Raw genomic sequence first — 25,381 nt, 5'->3', positions numbered from 1 at the left:
AGCAGGGAGCGAAGGAGGAACATAAACACCAGATATTGTCACAAAGGATGCAAATAGTGGATTAATTGCTAACTAGTTGAAAAATACATCTGTTAATACCTCCTAAAACCTTTTTTTATAGATTTCAATAGCCCTATTCGTCAAGAATCCACCTTAATAATTTGTTTTGGATAATTCTAATTGACAAGATGATATGGTCAATTTAACACTTGTACTTTTAGAAGTGTCTAGTTTCTATAGAGTATGAAAGATTTCGAGGATATGTCTATCCAAGAAAGAGAGCAAGTACTTGAACAGATTAGAAATCTTCCAGATGAAACCAAGGATCCCGTAGATCTATTTACAGACTCATTTAATGAACTTTCAAATAACTGGTCGAATATTACTAAAGAATTTGAAAACATATACTCAGACTGCTGCAATAAAGAAATTAACATTGACTTCGTTTCTGATAAAAGCGACGGTAGCTGGGTGTCAAAATTTCAAAAACTTTTACATCAGTAATTTTTTTGATATTTAGAAATTTTAGGTTTCAAATCAAGATTGATGCGCGTTGAATCGAAGAATTCAAAAATAATGGGATAGGCATTTACATGATGTTGGAAAAATGGATGCACATTTTATTAGTTTGATGGTCCAAATAAATCCAATCCATAACGCTGATAAAAAGGGATGACTTTTGGTTCTTGTCTGTGTTCAATACCTAATCAAAAACATGGATCTATGAAAGAGTGAATTCTCTAAAAAGTACTGTCCAAATCCGGTATTGTAATTGTACTCTTTATATATGTAAACGATTCATCAATGACTGATAAATAGGGTCGATGTTAACCTTAAGATTCTCGATTATTTTGCTAGGATTTCTAATTAGTCAAACTATAATTGTAGGAATAACAAACTCTTATTCTCAAGAAACATTTGTATATGTTTCTAATGGTGAAGAGGGCAATATTTCCATCTTTGAGTTGAACTCAGGTACTGGGGATATGAAAATGGTGACCAAAGTACCTGCTGAACAAAAGGTAATGCATATGGCAGTAAGTCCAGATCAGCGATTTCTTTATGCTTCAATTCGCGCGGAACCCTATTCAGCCATTACATATCTGATAAATCCTGAAACAGGTAACCTAAGTCAGATTTCAAAAGAGTTGCTACCCGCTAACATGGTATATATTTCTGTTGATCAGACTGGTCGGTTTCTCTTATCCGTGTCATATAACGAAGCAAAAATAGCCGTTAATTCGATTGAACTTGACGGCACGATTCAGCCACAACCCGTCCAAATAATTTCTACCGGGGCAAAACCTCATTCAATACTTAGTGATTTATCAAATCGATTTGTTTTTGTACCTCACCTAGGTACATCACAAATCAAACAATTTTTGTTTAATGAAAACAATGGAACGCTTGTAGCAAACGAACCGAGTGCCATAAACACCAAGGATAACTCAGGGCCAAGACATTTAGAATTTTCACCTGATAATAAGTTCGTTTATGTATCAAATGAAATTGATGGAACTGTCTATGCTTATGAACTAGATAATAAGACAGGTGTTTTAAAAGAAATTCAACGAATAAGTGCCATGCCTCGAAACTTTAGCTTTCAGGATAGAGGCGAGATTACTAGTGATGATAAAGTTACCAATTTAGGAGTAGCTGATATTCATATTACTCCCGACGGAAAATGGTTGTATACAAGTGAAAGAGCATCCAGCAGTATAGCTGCTTTTGCCGTAGATAATCAATCTGGAGTGCTAACACATATTCAAAATTATGATACTGAAAAGATACCACGTGGTATTAATATTGATCCGAGTGGTCACTTTGTGCTGGCAGCTGGACAAGAATCAGGATATTTATCTATTTATGAAATCAATCAAGATACTGGCGAATTAAATTACTTGGATAGATACGAGTCAGGAAAAAGTCCTAACTGGATTGAAATTGTTGAATATATTCAGGAATTATGATATGACAACTTCTATAATGTTTTCCAATAAACATCTATACACAAAGGAATTATCACGATCCAAATCCACTTGGGCAATACAGACATTTTTGCTGAAACAATTTACAAAAGGCATTTGAACTTCTCGAATTAATTAAAAGGATCAAAAAAATTAATGAGATAGAAAATGTTAACAGAACAACAAAGTTTCTTGAATACTCAGTTAACAACATATGCCATCTAACGATTTTTGACGCAAAATATGATCACTAAAATATGATTTTGACCGCCAAAAACTCTTCAAAAATAAGTTATGTATATTAGTAAATATACCATTTATGATAATTTTTATATTTCAAAGTCTCACAATTTCAAAAAATTCTATGTTTATGTGATCGTTATTGTAAGTATCTGGGTTATTTGAAAACTATTTAAAATAGCAAACAAATACATTCTAAGAAAATGGATTCTAAGGCAATTGACCCGCATAAAAATGGAATAGGCAGTTTAGTAGTTCACCTTTATACACTGAGCTCTTCAAATCCAAAAAAAGAATTTTGGACTGTAGAAGAGATTTGCGATGAGATGTATCCAAATGTTAGCAGCACTGAAAAAGCAAATACAGTATCGGCATTGAGAACTAATTTAGCATGGATTAAATCCAAAAAGGCATTAGAAACCAGAGGTAAAAATTCGATAAAACCGATAGGCTTTAGACTTAGTAGTCTAATCGATGAACTGTATAATACAGCTTGATCCAATCTACTCCTCTATCCTCCTCCTTCTCCTTCCTGTAATAAAAGAAGGTTTATAGGATTCATGGATTCTGCGCATCAAGAGTGATAAAACTAGACTAGCCGCTCAAGTTTATTAAATATTGTAACGTTCATTGTTATAGTAAAGAAAACGTATTGACCGATCCGCCAAAAAAGAAACCAGAAGTTATTTAGCATATTATGCTCACGATATTCAAAGTACCAAATCCATCTACTGAAAATTGAAAACACGTTGAAATTTTTATTTGTCAATTGTATTCATCGTTGTTATCTTCCCCATTTCCATCGGCTTCATTGTTATTATTTTCCTGATCGTCTCCCGCATTATTGCTGTCATTACTATCATCTAATGTATCCTCGTCCTCGTGTTCATTTTGTTCTTCTCTTTCAGCCTCTTCGCATTCGGATAAGTCTCCACCTGAAGATCCTGCCTCTTCACTGCAGTTATCGTCATCAAATCAAGGATTACCATCATCATCTCTTCTTTGTTCACCACGCTGATTATCATTATCATTATCGTTATCGTTATTGTCGTTGTCATTGTCGTTATCATTGTTATTACTCGGTTGAATGTTTTGATTTGTATCCTGATCGATACTCAAAAAGGGATTTATGAATTCACCACCGCTAATGAATTGCCCAGTATCTGTATTGTGGACACCAAAAGTACCCTTTGGATTCAAAGTAGGACTCATAGAACTTTGTGCAGAATCCACATTTAAAGAATAAAATGCAGCCTGGGACTTTGTTTTATTGTCTGTAATCGTAATGGCAAAAGGTGCCGCCTGATTATTAGCCAAACTACCCACTTTGAGTCCAAAACTCTGGGTACCGACAACTCCCAGCCTAGAATTATCATAAAAGGTCGCAACTAAATTTAAGAATTTTTCTGGGGACTGCCCTTGATTAATTATGCTGCCTACGATATGCGGATTTCCAACATTATCCACAAATGAACTGCTACCTTTTATTGCCAGAGTAGAAGGTTTTTCTGTCATGGCAGGTTGGGATGCAGTTAAAAATTCCATAAAGTTAAACTTGCCTAATATTTGTTGAGGATCTTGTATTACAATATCTAATGGGGAAAGCTCTGATGGCCTAAGAGTTTCTATTGAAGAAAATGCCGAGTAATTACCAAAAATTGCATTATTGGTATTATCAGATAAAATTGCTGTAATAACAATGTCTGTTTGTGAGTTAGTCGATATGTTATTTACCTAGCCAATAACAAGAAAACTACCCGGACTATCTGTAAATGTAGAGGTAATCGTAATTCGGATCAAATCTGAGGAGATACCTTGCGCTAAGACATGGTTGGTTTTAATCGGTCTACTGAATTCATTTGGAGTGATTGTCAAATATATCAAGGAGAGTAACAACAATAGTGGAATGATAAACATATTATTTCTTGACTTTAACAATTTTTTCGTAAATTAAGTAAATAGAACATTAATTAAAATAATTTTCTAAAATAGTTCCGAAAGATTAAACTATCTGATGATACTGAAATAATTCTTCAAAGCATTTTGATTACTTTTCTTGTCAATAGTAGTTTGTAAATCGTTAATAGAAAAGCCGTAGCAATTATATCGTGATAAAATTTCATGTTGAAGGCATCTTGAGAAAATCAGTTTGTCGGTAGTTTACTAGTTTTTGTTATTTTCCAACTAAATTTCTCTAATTCTACCTGCTGTTTGATAAGGATTGTGATTATCAATCAAAGTATCGATTTACTCTCACTTTATAACTGTGCAGATAATAATTCATTTTATAGACATATAATTACAGTTAGAAATCAGTTTACTTACTAATTAGTTGTGTTTGTCAGCCGCTTTGTATAGTGTCTCCATTAAGGGCTCCATCCATAACATTCCCCTCTCTTGCATAATTTTTCAGTTTGAAATTGATTATCAGATGTGCTGATCCATTCATATATGTTGCATAGTGTCGTAGGTAGAGCGTTACTTATCTGAAATATCAATACAGGTCTAATTTCCCAATAACTAATAAATATACACAGAATTTAAATAATACAATTTATAGCAGGTTTGTCATGTTAGACAGAAAAGCTGTTCACTTGAATAGACTAGTATTTCAAAAAGGGAGAATGTTCATTATTTTTGTTTTTGCTCTGATGAGCTCGTTGTACTCTGCAAGTCCTTTAATTCTGCTTTGTATGCCAGTCCAGAAATAGTCTCAGATGAACCTGCATCTGAACAAGGCTACAAGATAATAACCTATTGTTATAAATCAATCCAAACCAATTATTTTGAACCCGGATATTCTCTGAAGCATTGTGATGAATCGATGATCTATTTTAATGAATACTGTCATGAGCGAGCTTTTTATGCGGTGGATCATGTGTGTACGGACAATAAAGTTGTAGGAGCCCTCAACACGTATATCGAGATTAGGGGATTAGAAGGTTATCCCGCTTCAGGTTATTATCCTATTGAATTTACTGAGAATACAAACACCTGAAACTCACGAGTTGCTTTTTTTAGCAACCTTAACGGTAATCATGAATTTTTTTTATGCTAAAAAGATTGATATTTGAATAATTCAGACCGTTATGTTTTGTGTGACAGTTTATCCAAATTGACAATGCCAAGCCGAGTCAAATTCTAAATATCCTCATGTATAATAATATGATATTTTCGCAAATCTATTTTGTACTATTTTTCTGCTCAATAAAATAGTATGGCATAAATATTTGAATGGCAAGTTTATTTAAAAAGAAGGCTGTTGCGGATAAGATTTTCGTAGAAAGGTGATGTGGTGACCTATGATGGCATGACCTGGTCACTACATCTAATTTCTATTTATTCAGCCATATTATTCATGCAAATGCCGATGCAAAGGCAAATTATTATAATAATATTTCGTTTACTGCCAGATACTTGCTTTCTCTTTTTTCTTGGTCAAGATTAATTGCGCGTACAAAACAACTACGAAAAGCCTGAATACTAGAATATTCACCTATGTGTTTAACCAGATATTGAGTTATCTAGTATCGCGATAACCCGTTTCAAACATAACCTCACTTGCATCAATTTAAAGTTACCAGAGTCGGATACACAAATTTTCTACATTTAGAATGTACATCAGCAGGGTTTGTCCTACTTTGGCAATAACTATTTATTCTCTTTTTATAATTTAGCCAATATACATCAAAACTAACAAGCCCATTATAATAAAGAAATGGAATGTTATAATAGTTACATCAATATTGTAGTTTTAGTAAATAATCATAAATATTATTAAATATTTCTCCAATTTTATCAGTTTGATGTTGATTTTGGATGGGCAAAACTTACATATCTCAACGTAACAAAACATAGAATTGGACAAACCGATTGTACATGTTGTTCCTCATAGTCATTATGATGCTATTTGGATATTTAGCAAAGAAGAGAATTTTGATATTAATTGTAATTTCATTATAAAAAAAGCAATTGAGATTTTAAAAAGAGACAATGATTTCAAGTTTATTATAGAACAAACATATCTATTGGAAAATATAGAAATTAGTTATCCAGAATTATTTGCCGATATAAAACGATTCGTCCAAGAGGGACGGATCGAAATAGCAGGGGGAGAATACCTAATGTCCGATGTAATGCTTCCATCAGGGGAGGTATTAATTAGAGAGATTCTTGAGGGCAAAAATTATGTAAAGGAAAAATTTGGCAAAGACATTGTTGTTTCCTGGGGAGCTGATGAATTCGGATATAACGCTCAGTGGCCTCAAATCCTCAAAGAAAGCGGATACAAGTATTTTGCTTTCAGAAGAGGCGTTTCAGAACCTTTAATCTCTGAATTTTATTGGAAAGGAATCGATGGCACTTCAATTCTATCTCATTGGATGCCCCTAGGATACCGAGCAGGATTAGATCTGTCGCTGTTGCATGAAACCTTTGAGCAACTTAGGAGACAATCATCCACTAGACATGTATTGATGCCTTCAGGAAGCGGATCGACACCTCCTCAACCAGAATTATGTGATACTATCAATAATTACAATGAATCTGCCAAAAGCACAACAGAAAATCCATTTATGAAAATATCTACCCCATCAGAATTTTTTATGGCTCTTGAACGCGAAATTCAGGAGAAAAATATCTGCATGTCCACAAAAAAGGGAGAAATGTATTCTGGAAAAGCTTCGTTTGTTTTTCCAGATAGTACATCAACCAGATCATGGATAAAACAAGGATTTAAAGAATATGAGACTAGTTTGCTTTTACTAGAGAGATGGAACACAATATTAAAATTAGTATCAAAAAATCATGATTTCAATGACGACCTTAAGAAATACTGGAAGCAGGCACTTTTCTTTGCGATGCATGATTCTTTGCCTGGTACTGGGATAGACGCAGTATATGATGAAATGAGGTCGGCGTTTGAGAAAATAGAAAACACATTAAAAAAATCGCTGTCTGAATGTTTATATGAAGTTGCGAATGCAACCCTTGAACAAAATAATATAAAACATTCTGTGTTGGTCTTTAATTCCGTATCTTGGGAAGTCAAGGAATGGGTAGAGGTAACAGTAGACTTTCAGATTGACGAGGCTTTTGAAATAATGGAATTACGTGCAGTAACGAGCAATGAGATAATCGATGTTGAAATTTTAGATCTTGAACTTCACGAAAAAGATCGCGGAATAAAAAGAGTTCAATTAGGATTTGTTGCAAAGTTACCTCCATTAGGATATTCGGTTTATGAAATAGTTTATAGAAAGAAGGAAAAAGGGAGAAACAACGCGATGGAACAATCTCCTCTTTTGGCATACCCAAGGTCGTACGAAACTAGATTTAATTTTGATGATTTCAATTTAGAAATTGATGCTGAAACAGGCATTTTTACTCTAATGAAAGCTGACAGATTATACTTCATAGGTAACGAAATAAGGATAGAGGAAGAATTGGGCGATTTATACTATCATAAGGATGAAACCGGGATAATTAAGTCAGAAAGTGGCGAGGGAATACCATTTGGGGTATTCAAAAAGGAAAAATATACGGTCTTAAACGGCAAGATCAGAACCAAAATAGTATTTCAGAACAAGTACTACGCCATAAGATGGCCTTATCGGCTTAATGAAAAATTGCCGACAATAATATACCAACATAGTTTCTTGACAATAAGAAAAGAAATTTCGATTTACAAAGGGCTATCTAGAATTGATTGCACAACATATGTGGAAAATACTCATCCACATGTCAGAATAAGAGTAAAGTTTGATGTTCCATTTAAAGGGTATACCTATTGGACTGGAACTCAATTTGGTGCAATTCAGCGACCAACCAATCTATTTTATTTGAACAAGGATCCTGATGTTACAAAAAAATGGAAAGAACCGCCAAGTGGGACGTTTCCAGCCTTTGAATGGATTGATTTTTCAAACAAGGATCAAAACATAGGAGTTACTTTAACTCACTTTGGAATTCCATCACATGAAATTAGAGATAATAGCATTTATCTCACTTTGCTGAGGGGAGTAGAAACCCTTTCTGCCGATGGAACAAAAGGACCGTGCATTGCAACACCCGACGCCGCAGAAAAAAGACCATACACATTCAAATATTCACTTGTGCCACATACAGGAGACTGGCGTGATGCCTCAAGTTACCGGGAGGGGACAGTGTTTAACATGAAACCCATTGCCATCCATCGTGTCAATAATGGAAAGCAACTAAAAAAATCTGGTTTGAGCAACTCGATAAAAGATCTTGAGAAATCAAGCGGTATTTCATTCATGTCTATTTCTCCAAAAAATGTGTTATTAAGTACACTCAAACTTCCTCATCAAGAAAATCAAGACAAGGACATTGATGTTGTTATCTTGAGAATATATGAATCAGAGGGGAAAACAGTTAATTCAAATATACGCTTCCATTTTCCTATTAAATCTGCTTCCTTCTTGAACTTGATGGAGGAAGACAATATAGATACCAAGGAAAAGATTTCAATTGGTGGACCTAACAACAATACACTCGATTTTATCATACATCCTTTCAAGATTATCACGATCCGAGTAGTGTTTGACTTGAAATAAGATCACAAGATTAGTCTGCAACACTTTCGGTATTTCAACGCAATTGGTCATTGTCCACTATTGTAAGGTATCCACCTCATGAATAAACGATCTGATATTTGCCTCTAAATAATTTAGAGCCAACTATTTCTACTCTCAGTCACTTTCACAGAACATGGATAATCATGCATTTTTGGCTTTTCTGGATTTTAGATTGGAAACAACTTAGATCATTTTGATGAAGGTTTTTAAGAAATAAAATTTTTTTTTATTATTGGGATCACAGATATATATTTGTCTCATTATCTACCACTTGAACAAAAATGAAAATCATATCATTGGTCGCAGTTTTTCTTTTAATTTGCTCGATAAGTTACACCCAATCGGTGGCTGTCGCTCAGTTAGATCCCTTTACAATAACTATCAACCCCGGCGCTTCGGATGGGGATAGTCAAAATCCTATAAATCCTGCTAACATGACAGTCCCTACGGGAGCTACAGTAATATGGCTAAACAAGGATTCTGTTTACCACCAAATAGTTTCTGGAACCTCTGATAAAGGTCCTACGAATATTTTCTATGGAGATTTCTTTGGTCCAAATGAATCATTTAATGTAACTTTTGACACAGCCGGTGTATTTGACTACTATGATCCAATTTGGACCAATATTAAAGGAAAGATAGTAGCGACTTCAGAAAATAATACAGGTTTAAGCACAAATAACATTGGCAGCGATTCGAATCAGCCCCCAAACAACCAGGCACCTGTTCAAAACGACATTTCTAACACGGCATCAGATGTAGGTAGTACGATTCAAACTCAACCTCAAGCAGGTATAATTGGCGAGAATCCCCCAGTACAAACACTGGATCAGCAGCAACAGCAGCCAGTCCAGGATCAGCCTGTTCAATCTTTAGATAACCAAGCTCCTATTCAAAATGAGAACACTCAACCTCAAGCAGGTATAATTGGCGAGAATCCCCCAGTACAAACACTGGATCAGCAGCAACAGCAGCCAGTCCAGGATCAGCCCGTTCAACCAATACAGCAACAGTTTCAGATACCTCAACATGGAGATATAGATAGTTTTAAAGCGACCGGTACAATACATTCGTACATAGTAACACCGGCTAGCCCATGGAATGCAACAGGAGACTGGACTTTAATTGTCGAAGACGGCGAAGTTATAAACTTTATTACAAACATGGCCTGGTTTAATGGAACAACAGGTCATACGCATGATTTCCTGAACTTGGAATCAAGTTCAGACATAGAATTGCCTGCCGACAACATTGTAACCATAGATGGTGAAATGGATGTAGCTTCCAATGGACTTGTAACATGGGATGAGGTTGAGTCCTCTATAAATATAGGTGGCGGAGGAAGGACAATCACTATCAACGTTGATCATGATGAAACGGACCACCATTTTGCAGGACAACCAATAATTGGAACTGTAAATTCGCTAACTCCATGTTCGGATAGTCCAGGCCCGAGTATGGAAATTTTACCCACATGTAGTTAGGTCTAATTAATTCCAAGACCAACCAACTTTTTTGTAAAAAAATTATTATTAAGTAACGATTGTTTGTAAATTGACTTTTGAAGGAATACACTATTGAATGATTAAAATGGGTTATGGAGCCGGTCGGTTCTAACCATCCTGGCAACAATACCCACAGTCACAAGTCCTTTCTCCGTAATTTTCGCATGTATATAATAATTTCATATCTTATTACATGATGAACACATATTTAAAATTACGTATTTCGTCTATAACTAATTTTACAGGGGTTGTATTCGGTTTTTTTAATTGCTTTTCGCTATTCCGTTATTCTTAAATGCCTTATTGCGTTTAATAATAGATTCAATATTTTCAAAAAAGGTATTTAGGAAAACTTAATAAAATCAATATAGTTTGGAAGGATTTGATGAGATTTCTTTATAATATTTTCCACAAGGATTCTGATCATAAACCAATTTGATTTATTTTTTATATAACTTCAGACTTTATTATAGTAGTGTAAACAGATGGAAATTGCAAACCATGACTGGACCAATCAATTTAATTTTGGCTCAGTGTGTAATTTTCCAGATTGCAGAAACCAGTCAAGTTGTCAATGTGTTAGATGCTTGACCTTGTATTGTAGTGTCCATTTTCAGATACATTCGGCTTCATGTATCTATTCGACCACACAAACAAATTTTGACGCAAGTCCAGCGCAACATGTAGTTGACACACAATTCACCCGCGAATCAAGTAATTATTGTCTAATATGAGCTTAAGTCGCCAAAGTTCTTCTTATACCCCTTTTTTCTTTATGTTTATCGAACAAACGAAATAAAGGAAAAAATTATAGTAGCGAAGTAAGACGAATTTGTAAATAAGTATTATCAGCGGCTATAGGAAGTATCGACACCAAAATAGATAGAAAAAATAAAAAGATTCAGATCATCTGTTCTTCACCAATTCTATGTCACCATTGTTGGCCTCTACAACTACTTGTTTAAAGTTTGAGCTTCCACTCTCAGGAGTTACAAATATGGATGCAAATGGTCCCATATTTCCCAAGTTTTGAACCTGTTCATTGTCAAACTGCACTGTTACGTTACTAATACCAAAGAAATTATTGTTACTTAATTTAACGCTTATGGTTTCAACAGGACCTCCTCGTTGGATAATTTCAACATTTAAACCAGAAGTTGAAAAATACACATACAAAATTACAATTCCTACAATAGCAAATCCAATAAATATCACTCTACGTATAAGTTTGAGCCAATTTCTTTTTTTTCCAGAATCAACACCGGAACCCCCATATTCATTTGATCTATCATTATCATCCCAACGTCCCATATTATAGGAATAGAAGTGCACATGCAAATAAGTGTTCTATATTGCCAACCAAAATAAGTAATAATATTTAATTTCAATTCATTCATTTAAAGAGTCTCTAGACCCGAACTCATTCTTAAAGCCATATAAGTTTGCTAATCGAGTTACATCATTGTTCGTTATCTTACAAGTTTGATGTGCAAGTTTAAGACAATAGGGATAACCCTTTATACTATGGAAATACAATTTGTTCAACAGGCTCCGAATTTCACTTTCTGAAATTGAGCCATTTACAATCTCAATCTTAATTAAAGGAACATAGGAGGAAAGTCTTGCATATATTTCTAGAACTTTTAATGTTGTTGAAATATGAGTGTTAAATTTTGCGTGGCTATATCCAGGTTCAAACCCTAATTTACTGTAGTAGTAGATGTCAGCGGCTTTTGAGCCAAATTTTTTAAATTGGTTCGTTGAAGTAGAATTTTTGGAAATAAAAACTATTGTCGTTTCACCGACATCATCAAATAAGCTTCGAACACTCTGTAAGTAAGAGTTATTCTTATTATGGAATAAATTAGATATGATTGATCCATCAAAACAGATTACATCAGGCTTTTGGTCTAGTATCAACTTGGCAACATCAATTTCCATCTGCATCGCTCGCAAACTAAGAGAATCACCACCGATATTTCCTACGCCGTAATCCCATTTTGACTTTGATCTTGAAATATCATTATGCGGTCCAATCGCAATACAATCAATTACAAAAAAATCAATACCTTGAAAGGACTTTTTATTCCAACTGCTGTCAACTCCAATAGTAAATGCGGAGTTTCCTATCGGCCTAAAATTTGTCCAATTATTTGAAGCGATTTCTAGGAGATCTCTAAACCCATCCCCGTGCAAGGATGAAATTTTAGTTTGCTTGTTTCTGATAGCATCCAAAAATAGATCAGGCAGCATTATTGTTTTTGTGTGTGTTATTTTTATATATCAATTACGCCTTTAGGAGGTGAATTTCTTAATCAATCTTGGAATGAATACCATCTAGGGATTCTGGATTTTCCACTAGCAGTAGATCATCGCAAGCGATATCGTTATTTACCAATTTTTGGCGTATAAGTCGTCGTAGAATCTTGCCAGATCTATTTTTTGGGAGTTCTTTAACAAAACCAATATCCTTTGGAAGAAGAAATTTTCCAATTTTTTCAGTCAATAATCTGTTCAGGTTCTCTTTCATAGCAAAAACCTGCTGATCTGTCATGGTTGTATCCCTTAAAATACAGAAAATGTGAACAGCTTCTCCTGTCACCTCATCTGGTATACTAACAGCAGCTGATTCAATTACGCTTGGGTGGCTAGTCAATATTTCTTCGATCTCGCTGGGGTCAATCCTATGTCCCGAAATTTTGATCACATCGTCTACCCTTCCTAGTATATACCACATATTATGTTCATCAACCATTACCTTATCACCATGATACCATACATTGGAAAATCTCGACCAGTATGTTGTAATATATCTTTCATCATCATTTAATAGGCCCTTGGTCATGGCAGGCCATGGTTTTTTAATAACTAGGTATCCTGTGTTGATAGATTTACCATCTTCATCATAAATATCGACGTCAAAACCAGGGACAGGTATACCTACTGATGAAGGTGCATTTCTTAATAATGGTAACATGCTAAGTATTGCACCTCCGATTTCTGTACCTCCGGACAAATTAATAATTGGACACCTATTGTTTCCAACATTTTTAAAAAACCAATACCAAGCCTCCTGATTTAGTCTTTCTCCAGTAGAGGCCAGCAACCGGAGAGAACTAAAATCGTATTTTGATCCTTGAATGTTATTTTGCATAAATTGCCTTATAGCAGTCGGTGCTGCACCAAAAATGGTCACTTTTAGTTTTTCAATCTGCTTTGCCCAAAAATCTTTCGTTGGATAATCTAAGGTATCTTCAAATACTACGGTGCAAGCTCCTATTATCGGGGATCCGTATACAACCCAAGTTTGACCAGTTATCCATCCTATATCAGCGTACCAAAACATAGTATCAATGCTTTTAAGGTCGATCAGGTATGCTGCCTGTTGTGCAGAAAATATAGTAAATCCACCATGGGTTTGAATAGTCCCCTTGGGTTTACCAGTAGTACCAGAAGTATAAAGATAAAACAATGGCTCACTGGAATCCATGATTTCTGAATCAAAATTCGAATACTTGTCAAGATTATTCAATGAGGTATCATAAATATGATTATAAGAAAAAATATTGTCTTGTTTATTTTGATATCTGAATCTATCATTTACAGCAGCAGCAGCAACAGCAGCAGCAGTATCAACCAGGACGACCTTCTGAACGTTTGTATTTCTAAAGACATCCTTCCAATGATCCTTTAGAGTAATAGTTTTACCTCTTCTCTGCATTGTTTCACTTGTGATCAAAAATTTGGAATTAGAATCAATCAATCTTTGTTCGAGTGCTAATTTCCCGAATCCGGAAAAAATAGGTACATGGATGGCACCTAGTGATGAAATAGAATAAATAGATATGAAGGACTCACTTCTCATTGGGAGATAAATTCCGATAACATCTCCTCTCTTTACCCCTATACTTTTAAGAGCCAACTTAAAAACGCGAATTCTAAATTCCAAATCCCTAAAAGTGAGTTTTTCCTTTATTCCATTTCGATCTACAAAGATAAAGGCCGTTTTATCCGGATGTTTTTCGATGTTTTTTTGAATAATATTATCAATTATGTTGCATTTTCCGCCGAGAAACCATTCAACCCAGGGTGCCCCCCTTTGAACATCAATTACTTTAGAGTAGGGTTGTTTCCATCTTATGTCGAGATCTTCGCGTACCTTGTCCCAATACCATTCAAACTGTTCCGTTGACTGAGTTAGTAAATCTTGTAATGTATCAATATTGTTTTTCTTCATAAACTTGACTAAATTGTTACTTGTCAAATTGGTGGAGGAGGTAAGATTATTAATTGAAAAAAATGGTACCTGAAAATTTTTTTTCATCTAGGTATGAAATAAATGGGTTCAGGTCGACTATATTAATTTGTTTTAGAAATTAATGAATCGTCAATGACAAACTAAGAAAATTATGGGGTAGTAGTAGGATACTGAAAACTAAAAGAATGTTCTCCAACCTGAGCATCACTACCACGATTGAGGGTGTAAAAATAAGTTCCATTAACATCAAATACCTCATTGATTTTAGCAACTGTACCTGAATCAGAACCATTAGAAGATGAGGCTTCAATCAAATTTCCCTGAGGATCAAACAGTGTTTGGGCTTCTTCTGTCAAAGGCTCTTTATCTCGGAGAACAATTGTTTGATTTCCGATTATTGTAAAAACTGATTCGAGCGAATCGACAAATCCTTCTGTACGAGATCCTACATCTCCAGAACTTAATCGAAGATCATCTAGATAAACATTATAGCTGATTGTTTCGAGAATAGCTGTACCCTTGTTTGGATTATACGCATTGAATGCAACTTCCAATCTAAGTTCATCATTTACAGGTATAACTTTGACCGAATTGATCGACAAGGATAGATTTTGGTAATTAGGCTGTTGGGATAATAATTGTCCATTTGCTTCAAATTCGGCCTGATTCTGATTAGATCCAACTAGATTTCCTTGACTTGAATTCAGAGAGGATGCTGTGGGATCATTTGAATTAGGATTTTGAGCTATGAACCCGGAATTGAATAGAAAATAAAAGACTATACCGATTATTATGATTCCTATTCCTACTGCATAAACGATCCGTGTATTCATAAATAGTAGAATAACACATTTGTGCCTATAAAATGCTTTAGAAAGATATTGCGAAAATGTATTCGCCTTCAAAAGATTTAACCCCAATAGAAACAGAGAATTAAGGAATGGAAAAGTGGGATGCGAAAACTTACCATAAAATATCTCACATCCAAGAAACTTGGGCAAAGGAGCTGAATCTCAAAGTACGAGTGGACAGGAGATGAGGTTGTTTTAGATGCAGGGTGTGGAAGTGGAAGAGTAACAAACATTATTGCGAAAACTTTGAACAAAGGAAGAATTTTTGCGGTCGATGTAGATGAAAACATGATAAAAACCGCTAGGGAAAAATACAACCATCTAAAAAATGTATTCTTTTTGAATTCTGACTTGCTCAATGTTGAACTTCCAGAACCTGTTGATGTTGTTTTTTCAAATGCAGTGATTCATTGGATACCCAATCATAATCAACTATTTAAAAAGTTTTGGGATATTCTCAAACCCAGAGGAAAAATACTGATTCAATGTGGTGGAAAGGGCAACTTGGGCAAAACACATGGTATTTTAGAATCGATAAGAATGAAAAAAGAATTTGGACAGTATTTTAGGAATTGGAAACATCCATGGAATTTTCCTTCATCAACAGAAACTTATTCGATCCTCAAGAGTATTGGATATAGGAAAATCCATACAGATTTAACAAGAAAAACTGCATTATTTCGGAGCTTTGAGGATTACAGGCTTTTTATGAAAACTGTTGTTATGAAACCGTATCTATCATATCTACCATCCAATGATAACAATCTAACAAGGGATTTATTCATTGATCTGTTTATGAAACAAATTAAGAGACATAACACGGATTTACTAAATGAAAAAAGTGGTGGAGAACAGCATAGAATTGAATATGTTAGATTGAATATTCATGCAATAAAGTAAACTATAGGTTTACTATTATCACAATCTCAATCCTCCCAGATAACCTATACATTTTACTTTAAATGGACCTGCACTTTACATATTAAGGAGAGTAAGAAAGCATTATCAAAAAATTTCATGCTCATCTTGTCCCAAATAATTTCTTATCGGCGAAATAATTTTATTTAGATATACACTTGTAGCCAGTTTGAGATCCATTGGATGAATGCTGCCTTGTTCAAATGCTGATTTGAGTTCTTCAAAAGAGCAATATGCGATGTTTCCACCAAATTTTTGTGGTCGTTCAATTATGAACTCGTCATACTCATGAAATATTATATAATTCACTATTTCGAGTATTGGATTGTTTTGAGAAACTTTTGCCGGACAGTAAGCTTTTTTTATCTTTGAGGTAATGTCAGCTTCGCTGTCATTAATCAATATACTGCTAGAAGGATTGCTTTTGCTCATCTTGCTGAATATTTTTGATTCGTCCGAATTCGTTCCATTAGGATCAGAATTTAGAGTATTAGGTTCAGATAACCCAGGCAATAAATGATGATGGACTGAAACAGGAACCTTCCAATTGAGTTTCGGAAAAACCTCTCTTACCAACATATGAATTTTTCTCTGGTCCGTTCCAGCGTGTACAATATCGAGGTCCATTGCCTTGATATCGACTGATTGCATAGACGGATACAACAGTTGAGAGAAATCTAGGGCATCTTTTTCGGTACGTCCCATAATTGTCAAAGAACGAAGGGCTCTAGACATGGTGATTTGTTTTGAGAAGAGTATAAAATTCTTCCAATAATCATCTGTTTCTTCATAGAGTAGCGACCCTTGTAAAATGTTTACACCGGGACAAAAAAATTTGAATGCCTTTTCATAATATCCTGAAACTTTTGAGATTAATTCCCAATCATTATTTAGTTTATTGTTGATATAGGTGTGCCAATCTGCCAAAAAAACATTCGTTTTGACACCTGCAGAAATAAAATCATTTAACTTAAATCCTGTTAATACTAGGCTGCCTAGATGCAATCTACCAGAGATTTCAAGCCCTATGTAGTGTTTGGGAGATGTGTTACTTTTAAACAATGAAACTAATTCATCTCTAGCAATTATCTCCTCAGTTGGAGGCCTCTGTATAAGATTGACCTTCCCTTCAACATCCATTGGTATGATGTAGCGAGGAGAATATTATAAATTATAATCCGTTCACACGAGCGAAAAAGAGAGCTTGACTGTAGGATTGATTAGGCTTAAGGCATTATTATTCCGCAAGTAACTTGTTTACTTTGAAACTTTCGAGCCTTCGTGGGAATGCATATGAATTGGAATTGGCAGAGGCGGTAGCAGGAGAACTAGAAGAAGATGAGTGTTTCGGATACTTCTTGTTAGCATTGTTATTAATTACGATTATTGGTTCACAATTTATTTCGATAAATTTTTTTCTCTTTCGGTATTTTTTATCCATTCTGAAATAGAGATAATGTTCCAGTACTCCTTCCCTAATCCCAGTTGGGCAAATAAACATGGTGTCAAAATTGAGTTTCTCCATCAATATTTTTAAAACAAAGCTCCCTGCCGTAATGGTTTTTGATCTTTGCGGATCAACAAACCGAAGATTAGACATCTCATGCAAAGATAGCGCACTAAAAATACTATTAGTTAGATCTATCATTCTTTTCTCAAGAAAAACATGATGATGAGAAAAAGGCAAATTCAAAACAAAAACTTTAGAAATGAACTTGTAAATTGACCTGGCCGTACCGCCAATGGCCACAAGCTTCAATTCATGTGATTTATCAAGTTTAAATTGTGTTCGAAGCGGCATATTCTTGGAGATAGTTTTTTCGAGTTTTCCATAATCGAGTCTTGAGATAAATTTATCACTATTTTTATATTGATCAAATTCTATGAATTTTTCAGACAGTCTCAAAACACCCAATTCTGCGCATACAGTTTTTACTATTTTATAATCCTGAATATGCATAACTTCCATACTACCCCCACCTAAATCAAAAAACAAACCATTTGGAATATGCATGTAAGATTGAGCGCCTAAATACGAGAAAAATCCTTCCTCAGGTCCAGTTAGTACGTTAAAATAAAGCCCGGATTGATCTTTTAGATCGTAAATGACTTCTTTTTGATTTATTGCATCTCTAACTGCGCTAGTTGCAATTGGAATAACATAGTCAACATCTTGTTCTTTCAAGCCCTTTCTAAAAGATAGCAAGGCACTTGCAGTACGTTCTATATTTTGTTTTGAAATGAGGCCATTATTTTTACTTAAATCTAATCCAATTTGGACATATTCTTGCCGCTGAAAATTCTTCTTATAATGCCCATTCTTGTATATATCGTAAGCAGAAATTTTAACCGAATTGTAACCTAGGTCGATTATCGCAATACTTTCTTTTTTTTACTCTCTACTACCGAACCAGTATACAATTCTAACAAAAATTGTATTTCTATTAAATTTAATTTTTACTAAATGATTTAGGATTGTAAAAAACAGATAAAAAATAATGTTACCTGTACTGAGAAAGCGTAACCTTCTCACCAGGTTTCATATCTCTCTGAGTTTTTATCTTCTTTACAGCATCCTCAAAATGCTTCATAGTCACATGTGCTTCTGAAGCATGTTTTGCAGCATCTTCTGGACTGCTATATTTTTGAAGATATTCATGCAGTACTAGAGATATTGCAGTATTGGCTACGGCAGACATATCGGCACCGCTAAATCCATCTGTAAGTTCGGCAATTCTTTGCAAATTAACGTCACTTGTTAACGGTTTTTCTTTTGCATATATTTCCAAGATCTTCAATCTTGTAGCGATATCGGGTTTTGGAACAAATACAATCTTATCAAATCTGCCTGGTCTTAACAAAGCACTATCGATCATATCCAGTCTGTTAGTAGCAGCAATAATGACTACGCCATTCAGTTCTTGGATTCCATCCATCTCTGTTAGCAATTGAGAAACCATACGTTCAGTTCCGGCATTTACACCTTCCATTCCCCGGATAGGTGCAATAGAATCGATCTCATCAAAGAAAACAACACAGGGTGCTGCCTGTCTCGCACGTCTAAAGATTTCTCGGATTCCTCTTTCCGACTCCCCTATCCACTTTGATAACAATTCTGGTCCTTTGACACTGATAAAGTTGGCTTCTGATTCTGTTGCGACTGCTTTAGCAAGCATTGTTTTTCCAGTCCCAGATGGACCATGCATCAAAATTCCTTTGGGTACTGAATGTCCCAACTTTGTATAAAGGTCAGGATATCTTAGTGGCCATTCTACTGCCTCTTGTAGTTCGCGTTTGACTTCATCTAATCCACCAATGTCAGCCCATTCAACGTCTGGGGACTCTAGGTATACCTCTCTCATGGCCGATGGCATGACTTCCTTTATTGCGTTTTCAAAATCTGCCATAGATATTATTAACTTTTCAAGCGTCTCCGGTGGAATTTTCTCATCTTCAAGATTAAGCTCTGGTAATAACCTACGCAGACATTTCATTGCAGCCTCTTTACATAAATATTCTAAATCTGCACCAACAAATCCATGGCTTACAGATGCAATCTTTTCTTGATTGACATCAGAATCTAATGGCATATTTCGGGTATGGATTTGCAATATTTCTAATCTACCTCGTTTATCTGGAACTTTGATTTCAATTTCCCTGTCAAATCTTCCGGGTCTTCTGAGTGCTGGGTCAATAGCGTTGGGTCTGTTTGTAGCTGCTATAACAATGACTTTGCCTCTTGCTTCTAATCCATCCATCAACGATAGTAATTGAGATACAACTCTTCTTTCAACTTCTCCAGTTACTTCCTCACGTTTTGGAGTAATAGAGTCTATTTCGTCTATAAATATAATTGATGGGGCTTTTTCTTTGGTTTCTTTAAATATCTCACGCAATCTTGCTTCTGATTCACCATAGAATTTACTCATAATTTCTGGACCTGAAATACTAATGAAGTGCGCGTTGCTTTCATTCGCAACAGCCTTTGCTAGTAATGTTTTACCAGTACCTGGAGGACCATACAACAATACTCCTTTGGGTGCTTCTATACCCAACTTTTCAAATATTTCAGGATGCCTAAGAGGAAGCTCTATCATTTCTCTGACTTTCTGAATTTCCTCCTTTAAGCCTCCAATATCTTCGTATGTTACTTGTGGTACTCCACGGAGTGTTTCTCCACGTTCAGCAATATGAAATACAGTTTTTTGTGTGACTAAAACAGCGTCAACACCAGGACCTGGAGTTACCCCTATTACTTGAAATGTTAATCTACCGCCAAAGTAAGGCACCATCACATTATCACCTTTTATAAGAGGTACGCTTTCAAGTGCATCTGCAAGGTATCGTTCATCGATTGGTGGAATAGCTTCTAATGGTGCTACAATCACCTTTTCTGCAGGAACTGCCTTTATCTTTCTAACAATTACAGTGTCACCAATAGCCACTCCCGCATTGTTTCTGACAAGACCATCAACTCGTATGATACCCTTACCTTCATCTGAAGGATACAGAGGTAAACACTTTGCAACAGTCTTACGTTTACCCCTTATTTCCACGACATCACCTGTAGATGCGCTCAAAGCATCCATAGAATCATAATCAATTCTAGCAACACCACGGCCTACGTCTCGGGTATATGCTTCAAGCACCTTTAAAGAAAGAGTATTACTTTGAGACATGATTACTATCTAATATTTACTAACATACTACTTATACACTTTTGTAAATAGGGTGCTTAATTTCAAATAGGAAAATCAAAAGAATTAGATAGGTTCTATAGCCGAGAGATGAAATAAATGAAATAGTTAACAATGGTAGCTCATTGGCTATTATCATTGTTATCTTGTTATGCCCACAATTGGAGCATTAGTAAATTTATTCGACAACGGGGATTGTGTATCAAAATTTATGAATCGTACTCTATTGTCAATTAAAGTCAAGGAGACTCCAATACCCTTGTAATTATTAGTTTCATCGGAAACTGTTGCATTCTTTGAATGGATTACTTCAACCACATCAATTTTTCCTTTGTATGTAACATCATTATTTTGTTGCTGAACAGAGTTGGCTACAAAATTTGATAATTCATATGAAGTTGTGATGTTTGCAGTTAGGTCATTTGAATTGGTATTATTCACAGGTGTTGTTACATTATCAGCAGCTATCTGAGCATTCACTGAGGAATTTAGATAAATTGGTTGTTTAGTAAAGACGGCACTGAAGTTTTTGGATCCATTATCTTGAGTATTTAAAGACCAATTACCGTAAATACTATTCACGATAACACCACTTTCTTGATCGTACTCTGAACTAACTATTGTCCCATTCAGATTACCATTTGCAGCGCTTGTTGATCCAATATTGCCAGTTGATGTACTACTGGTCGTTTCACCATCACATGTGTTGCGAGTTGTACTGGTAGTCTTTCCATTTTCATTGGTCTGAGATTGTATTGATATACTGTTGTTACAGTTATTGTTATTGTTGTTACTATTTTCACTATTTTCAATGGTAGACTGAATATTCTCCTGTGTCTGTTTCATGAAATCGTCAAGATTCAATTGTGCATCTGCAGGAGCAAAGTTAATCGAAGTCGAAATCAGCAATGCAGACAAGATTACAATAACAAAATGGGATCTCTTGAGTGGATCTTTATTAATTATATGATGATTTTCAAATAAATAAATAAAATAGTTTTTTTCACTAGTCATAAATAATTCATAATTCATATATGCAAAATACGATTTATGTTTTTCTGAATAAAAGATAGGGTTTTATATTAGCCTAATTTGTTATATAAAATAATTATTAATGATTCTATACTTTTTGACTCTCGCTAAAAAGCTGTATTTGCGTATGTGATTGAATGCAAATGAAGATTTCATCGCCCGAAATAGATAGACTAGCAGGGATCGAATATTATACAACTTTGATAGATGGTATTGGAGGACATATCAAGAAAAATTATGAAGACTTTTCTGTTCGAGAGATGGTGAGTGAGAGATTTCTCAATCAATTAAACCCAGTCCCAGAAAGCAAATTTCCATTTCCAATTTATATGATTGAAAAAAAAGGGATTGATTCGAGTCATGCTATCTTGTTACTAAAAAAGAAAACAGGATTAAACCTTAAAATAGTAGGGATGAAGGACGCCAAGGCTACTACTGTTCAATATGCAAGCTGTTATCGCAACAATAAATCAGGAAGAATAACTAGTGATTATAGTACTGGTTCTGTAAGACTTAGTTTGGTCGGGTACTCCAAAAAACCTATTGAAAAGAACAATCTAGTAGGTAACGCGTTTGTTATAAGAATATCAAATGCAAAAAATATTAAAGCAAGCAAAATTGCACAATTCTCTTCAGAAATTGATAGTATGGCAAACTATTATGGCCTTCAAAGGTTTGGTAGCGAAAGGTTGGTAACACATCTTGTGGGAAAAGCAATCATTAAGAAACAATTCAGTAAAGCCGTGGAAATCTTAATGACTAACACTACTAAATATGATTCAAAGTTTAGTATCGAGATTAGAGAAAAATTAAGAGACATAAAAAACAATCCATCAGTCCTGAGACAAATCCCGAGAGGTATGGATATCGAGAGGAACTTAGCACGCGAAATATTGAACGGCAGAGATCCCATAATAGCTCTTAGATCGGTCCCAATAACAATAAGAAGACTTTTTATTCAAGCATTTCAGGCTTTTCTTTTTAACAAAACACTTAGCAAAGCAATCGAAAATAATTTTTCCCTTGTCAGACCAGAAAACACCGATCTCTGTTTTGAAGTAAATAAGAACAGTCTTGAATTTGGAAAAATACGAAAATACGAAATGGGAAAAAATAATGTTGGTGATATTATTTATTTACCAATTATAAGATTGCCAGGATATTCATTTCAACCAGGAAATAACCGTTTTGACAAAATTCTTAGGGACGTGATGATTTTAGAAAATATTACTGCTAAAGATTTTTTTGTTAAGGAAATGCAGGAGATAAGTGAGTCCGGAGGCTTCCGTCAAGCAAGTTTTTATTGTAAAGACTTTACATACACCATTGACAATGTTGAATCATTAACAGTAGAATTTTCTGCACCGAAGGGATCTTATGCTACCATATTGCTAAGAGAATTAATTAAGCCTGTGAATCCCATAACAGCAGGGTTTTAGGTTGAAAGTTGATGAAGTGATGTTGGCATATACATGCATAATTATTTAACACTGATTCACTTAATATCATCATGGTGGAATAATATTTCAATCGCGAATTCATCACCATTATTTAAGGCATTTATCACGATAGGGATACTAGTATGTTTGTTTGGATTATCGTTTGTTTTTATGGATGTAGTAATAAACTCCTTTACCGAAGGTTTGCGGGAAATTGGAATAAGATTCATATTTATTGGGATTATATCAATAGCTATAGCTTATATTTACAAACATCATATTGTAATATCGTTCATTTTAAGAAATTTTAAAAATAAGTTAATTGATCAAGATAGATTTTCAAGATGGTATAAACCATAAATTATTTTCTGGATAATGGTTGAGAAATTAGTGAATTACTTGAAAAAATAAGTTATTATATTATTATTGGATGTGATATGTCATATTATATCATTTTCAAGTCAGATTACAAATAAACAATTAATAGTTTAATAAACAGCAGGATCTAATTGATTATTTGACAATTGAAGTAATACAGTACAACTTTGAGGAACATCCTGAACAGTTTAGTACTTATTTTAAAAAGGTAATGAAATTGTTAATAATTTCAAAACTAAATTGTATAGAAACAAATCGATTGTCGGTAAAATATTTTCAAGCACTAGTAAGTAGGATAGAAGGGTGTGATTTTCATTCCATAAAGTACGGAAAACCTATGTTATTCACCAAATTTTTAGGTTATGAGTTTAATTACCATACAGTACGGGTCATCATAAAAACTGTTGATAGATTCGCGATAGAAATATCAATCGAATCAATAATTCAAGAATTTGTAAAGACCTTTGATGAACTCAGCTCAGATGCAAGAGAGATAAAATGGAATGTTACTCCGTCTTCTGACAATGTCCAAAAACAATCCCCTCTTACTAGGTTCCCAGATGTCCAACCAATTGAAGAAAGAGGAGGAGGAGAAAACAGTGCGTCACAGATTGTGTCAAAAGATGAGGAAAAAGAAGGAGCAAAAATAATATTTCATCTGCTAGATTCGCTCGTTGGCTCATTATATATTTTGATGAATTTGTCTAAGAAAGATCAGAGCAGCCTACTTGGAAAGAATGTTGAAATTAAGGATGTTTCACTGACAAGGAGAATACTAAACATGGAAATATTAGTAGATAATGAGACCATAATTTTGGACTTCAATTCCAAAACAAGGAACAAAGTGTTTGTCTCACTTGACAATGAAAAAAAAGTTGGAGAAACGATAAAGAATCTAATGTTGCAAAATTATGCTATTTAATCAATTCATGTTCATCCAAATACAACTCCTCTATCCAAAAGGGCCGCCAGAAACAATATAGCAATGGACAACCCGACTGTAACTCGTCCAAGCAATATTATTTTGCCTCTTAGCGAAATGAAATATTCATCTGGGACTATACTCTCAAGGATTTGTTTTTCCACTTTCTTGTTTAGGATCAAAACATGAATTATGTATACTATGAACAAAATACAAACCAATATTATTTTAGCCAAGAGTATATACCCGTATGAGGATTCAAACAATAGAGAGGGCTGGGCAAAAATTGTCCGTGCATTATAAATTCCAGTGATTACAAGAATTAATAGCGCGGATCCACCCAAATAATTGAACCTGCGTCCTACTATAACCATGAACGATATTCGTTTGTTAAGATCGGGCATAGTTTTTTTCAAAAGTGGGGCCAAGACCACTCCTATAAATATCGACCCCCCAACCCAAATTGATGTAAATACCAAGTGAACCCAGATAACAAGTGGATCGTAAAAGTTCATTGGAGATCAATAATATCTAATAGTTCCTTAATATATTATTATAAACAAAGTTTTTTAAAG

Annotated in this window: 19 protein-coding genes; 9 read left to right on the top strand and 10 right to left on the bottom strand. The window is 34.6% G+C overall.

What is annotated here, in order from left to right; all coding sequences use genetic code 11:
* Window positions 1–243 precede the first annotated feature (243 nt).
* The 3 genes from ACMT7R_RS02500 to ACMT7R_RS02490 all read left to right on the top strand — a co-directional run bounded on the left by ACMT7R_RS02500 (window position 244) and on the right by ACMT7R_RS02490 (window position 2,704).
* Window positions 244–504 (top strand): hypothetical protein, encoded by a 261-nt coding sequence (locus tag ACMT7R_RS02500; RefSeq protein WP_415309856.1) that lies wholly within the window; start codon window positions 244–246, stop codon window positions 502–504.
* Between the two features lie 320 nt (window positions 505–824).
* Window positions 825–1,970 (top strand): lactonase family protein, encoded by a 1,146-nt coding sequence (locus ACMT7R_RS02495; RefSeq protein ID WP_415309855.1) that lies wholly within the window; start codon window positions 825–827, stop codon window positions 1,968–1,970.
* A 440-nt stretch (window positions 1,971–2,410) separates the two neighbouring features.
* A complete protein-coding gene (locus ACMT7R_RS02490) occupies window positions 2,411–2,704 on the top strand; it encodes a hypothetical protein (protein WP_415309854.1) in 294 nt (97 codons plus the stop codon).
* Window positions 2,705–3,182: 478 nt separating this feature from the next.
* On the opposite strand, the gene ACMT7R_RS02485 is transcribed toward ACMT7R_RS02490, so the two are convergent.
* Entirely contained in the window at window positions 3,183–3,752 is a 570-nt protein-coding gene (locus ACMT7R_RS02485; protein ID WP_415309853.1) for a hypothetical protein, read from the bottom strand.
* Between the two features lie 1,144 nt (window positions 3,753–4,896).
* On the opposite strand from ACMT7R_RS02485, the gene ACMT7R_RS02480 reads away from it, so the two are divergent.
* From ACMT7R_RS02480 to ACMT7R_RS02470, 3 genes are all read left to right on the top strand, one after another.
* The gene (locus tag ACMT7R_RS02480; RefSeq protein ID WP_415309852.1) at window positions 4,897–5,205 is read left to right on the top strand and encodes a hypothetical protein; all 309 of its coding nucleotides are present in this window, start codon (window positions 4,897–4,899) and stop codon (window positions 5,203–5,205) included.
* A gap of 862 nt (window positions 5,206–6,067) precedes the next feature.
* On the top strand, window positions 6,068–8,785 hold the full coding sequence (locus ACMT7R_RS02475) for a glycoside hydrolase family 38 C-terminal domain-containing protein (protein ID WP_415309851.1): 2,718 nt from the start codon (window positions 6,068–6,070) through the stop codon (window positions 8,783–8,785).
* 365 nt (window positions 8,786–9,150) lie between these two features.
* Window positions 9,151–10,290 carry a hypothetical protein gene (locus tag ACMT7R_RS02470; RefSeq protein ID WP_415309850.1) on the top strand — a complete coding sequence of 380 codons (1,140 nt, stop codon included), beginning with the start codon at window positions 9,151–9,153 and terminating at the stop codon, window positions 10,288–10,290.
* Between the two features lie 927 nt (window positions 10,291–11,217).
* Here ACMT7R_RS02470 and ACMT7R_RS02465 read toward each other — a convergent pair.
* The 4 genes from ACMT7R_RS02465 to ACMT7R_RS02450 form a co-directional block, all read right to left on the bottom strand.
* Window positions 11,218–11,622, bottom strand: a complete 405-nt coding sequence (locus ACMT7R_RS02465) for a hypothetical protein (protein ID WP_415309849.1) — start codon at window positions 11,620–11,622, stop codon at window positions 11,218–11,220.
* Window positions 11,623–11,700: 78 nt separating this feature from the next.
* Window positions 11,701–12,564, bottom strand: a complete 864-nt coding sequence (locus ACMT7R_RS02460; protein ID WP_415309848.1) for a DNA double-strand break repair nuclease NurA — start codon at window positions 12,562–12,564, stop codon at window positions 11,701–11,703.
* Window positions 12,565–12,622: 58 nt separating this feature from the next.
* The gene (locus ACMT7R_RS02455) at window positions 12,623–14,635 is read right to left on the bottom strand and encodes an AMP-binding protein (protein WP_415309847.1); all 2,013 of its coding nucleotides are present in this window, start codon (window positions 14,633–14,635) and stop codon (window positions 12,623–12,625) included.
* An 83-nt stretch (window positions 14,636–14,718) separates the two neighbouring features.
* Window positions 14,719–15,402: a hypothetical protein gene (locus ACMT7R_RS02450; protein WP_415309846.1), complete on the bottom strand. Its 684-nt coding sequence runs from the start codon at window positions 15,400–15,402 to the stop codon at window positions 14,719–14,721.
* A gap of 177 nt (window positions 15,403–15,579) precedes the next feature.
* On the opposite strand from ACMT7R_RS02450, the gene ACMT7R_RS02445 reads away from it, so the two are divergent.
* Window positions 15,580–16,320 (top strand): class I SAM-dependent methyltransferase, encoded by a 741-nt coding sequence (locus ACMT7R_RS02445; protein ID WP_415310549.1) that lies wholly within the window; start codon window positions 15,580–15,582, stop codon window positions 16,318–16,320.
* Window positions 16,321–16,425: 105 nt separating this feature from the next.
* Here ACMT7R_RS02445 and ACMT7R_RS02440 read toward each other — a convergent pair whose 3' ends face one another.
* From ACMT7R_RS02440 to ACMT7R_RS02425, 4 genes are all read right to left on the bottom strand, one after another.
* A complete protein-coding gene (locus tag ACMT7R_RS02440; RefSeq protein WP_415309845.1) occupies window positions 16,426–17,478 on the bottom strand; it encodes a tyrosine--tRNA ligase in 1,053 nt (350 codons plus the stop codon).
* Window positions 17,479–17,575: 97 nt separating this feature from the next.
* A complete protein-coding gene (locus ACMT7R_RS02435) occupies window positions 17,576–18,667 on the bottom strand; it encodes a hypothetical protein (RefSeq protein WP_415310547.1) in 1,092 nt (363 codons plus the stop codon).
* 172 nt (window positions 18,668–18,839) lie between these two features.
* Entirely contained in the window at window positions 18,840–21,017 is a 2,178-nt protein-coding gene (locus tag ACMT7R_RS02430; RefSeq protein ID WP_415309844.1) for a CDC48 family AAA ATPase, read from the bottom strand.
* A gap of 159 nt (window positions 21,018–21,176) precedes the next feature.
* Complete coding sequence (locus tag ACMT7R_RS02425) at window positions 21,177–22,049, bottom strand: hypothetical protein (protein WP_415309843.1); 873 nt, start codon at window positions 22,047–22,049, stop codon at window positions 21,177–21,179.
* Between the two features lie 161 nt (window positions 22,050–22,210).
* Between ACMT7R_RS02425 and truD the strand changes: the two genes are divergently transcribed.
* The gene (gene truD, locus ACMT7R_RS02420; RefSeq protein WP_415309842.1) at window positions 22,211–23,506 is read left to right on the top strand and encodes a tRNA pseudouridine(13) synthase TruD; all 1,296 of its coding nucleotides are present in this window, start codon (window positions 22,211–22,213) and stop codon (window positions 23,504–23,506) included.
* 517 nt (window positions 23,507–24,023) lie between these two features.
* A complete protein-coding gene (locus tag ACMT7R_RS02415) occupies window positions 24,024–24,806 on the top strand; it encodes a hypothetical protein (protein WP_415309841.1) in 783 nt (260 codons plus the stop codon).
* Between the two features lie 11 nt (window positions 24,807–24,817).
* Here ACMT7R_RS02415 and ACMT7R_RS02410 read toward each other — a convergent pair whose 3' ends face one another.
* Complete coding sequence (locus ACMT7R_RS02410) at window positions 24,818–25,321, bottom strand: DUF4149 domain-containing protein (protein WP_415309840.1); 504 nt, start codon at window positions 25,319–25,321, stop codon at window positions 24,818–24,820.
* Window positions 25,322–25,381: the final 60 nt, after the last annotated feature.

Origin of the sequence: Candidatus Nitrosocosmicus sp. FF01 (genome assembly GCF_047711275.1) — an archaeon.
Lineage (GTDB): Archaea > Thermoproteota > Nitrososphaeria > Nitrososphaerales > Nitrososphaeraceae > Nitrosocosmicus.
The sequence above is the reverse complement of the archived record's forward strand: the minus strand, read 5'-3'. Positions and strand labels throughout refer to the sequence as shown.

What these genes read in the sequence shown, in the direction of transcription:
- ACMT7R_RS02410 (WP_415309840.1), bottom strand. Translation starts at nt 25,321, where the DNA reads ATGAACTTTTACGATCCACTTGTTATCTGGGTTCACTTGGTATTTACA.
- ACMT7R_RS02455 (WP_415309847.1), bottom strand. Translation starts at nt 14,635, where the DNA reads ATGAAAAAAAATTTTCAGGTACCATTTTTTTCAATTAATAATCTTACC.
- ACMT7R_RS02465 (WP_415309849.1), bottom strand. Translation starts at nt 11,622, where the DNA reads ATGGGACGTTGGGATGATAATGATAGATCAAATGAATATGGGGGTTCC.
- ACMT7R_RS02500 (WP_415309856.1), top strand. Translation starts at nt 244, where the DNA reads ATGAAAGATTTCGAGGATATGTCTATCCAAGAAAGAGAGCAAGTACTT.
- ACMT7R_RS02440 (WP_415309845.1), bottom strand. Translation starts at nt 17,478, where the DNA reads ATGGATGTTGAAGGGAAGGTCAATCTTATACAGAGGCCTCCAACTGAG.
- ACMT7R_RS02495 (WP_415309855.1), top strand. Translation starts at nt 825, where the DNA reads ATGTTAACCTTAAGATTCTCGATTATTTTGCTAGGATTTCTAATTAGT.
- ACMT7R_RS02460 (WP_415309848.1), bottom strand. Translation starts at nt 12,564, where the DNA reads ATGCTGCCTGATCTATTTTTGGATGCTATCAGAAACAAGCAAACTAAA.
- ACMT7R_RS02430 (WP_415309844.1), bottom strand. Translation starts at nt 21,017, where the DNA reads ATGTCTCAAAGTAATACTCTTTCTTTAAAGGTGCTTGAAGCATATACC.
- ACMT7R_RS02425 (WP_415309843.1), bottom strand. Translation starts at nt 22,049, where the DNA reads ATGACTAGTGAAAAAAACTATTTTATTTATTTATTTGAAAATCATCAT.
- ACMT7R_RS02485 (WP_415309853.1), bottom strand. Translation starts at nt 3,752, where the DNA reads ATGGAATTTTTAACTGCATCCCAACCTGCCATGACAGAAAAACCTTCT.
- ACMT7R_RS02490 (WP_415309854.1), top strand. Translation starts at nt 2,411, where the DNA reads ATGGATTCTAAGGCAATTGACCCGCATAAAAATGGAATAGGCAGTTTA.
- ACMT7R_RS02450 (WP_415309846.1), bottom strand. Translation starts at nt 15,402, where the DNA reads ATGAATACACGGATCGTTTATGCAGTAGGAATAGGAATCATAATAATC.
- truD (WP_415309842.1), top strand. Translation starts at nt 22,211, where the DNA reads ATGAAGATTTCATCGCCCGAAATAGATAGACTAGCAGGGATCGAATAT.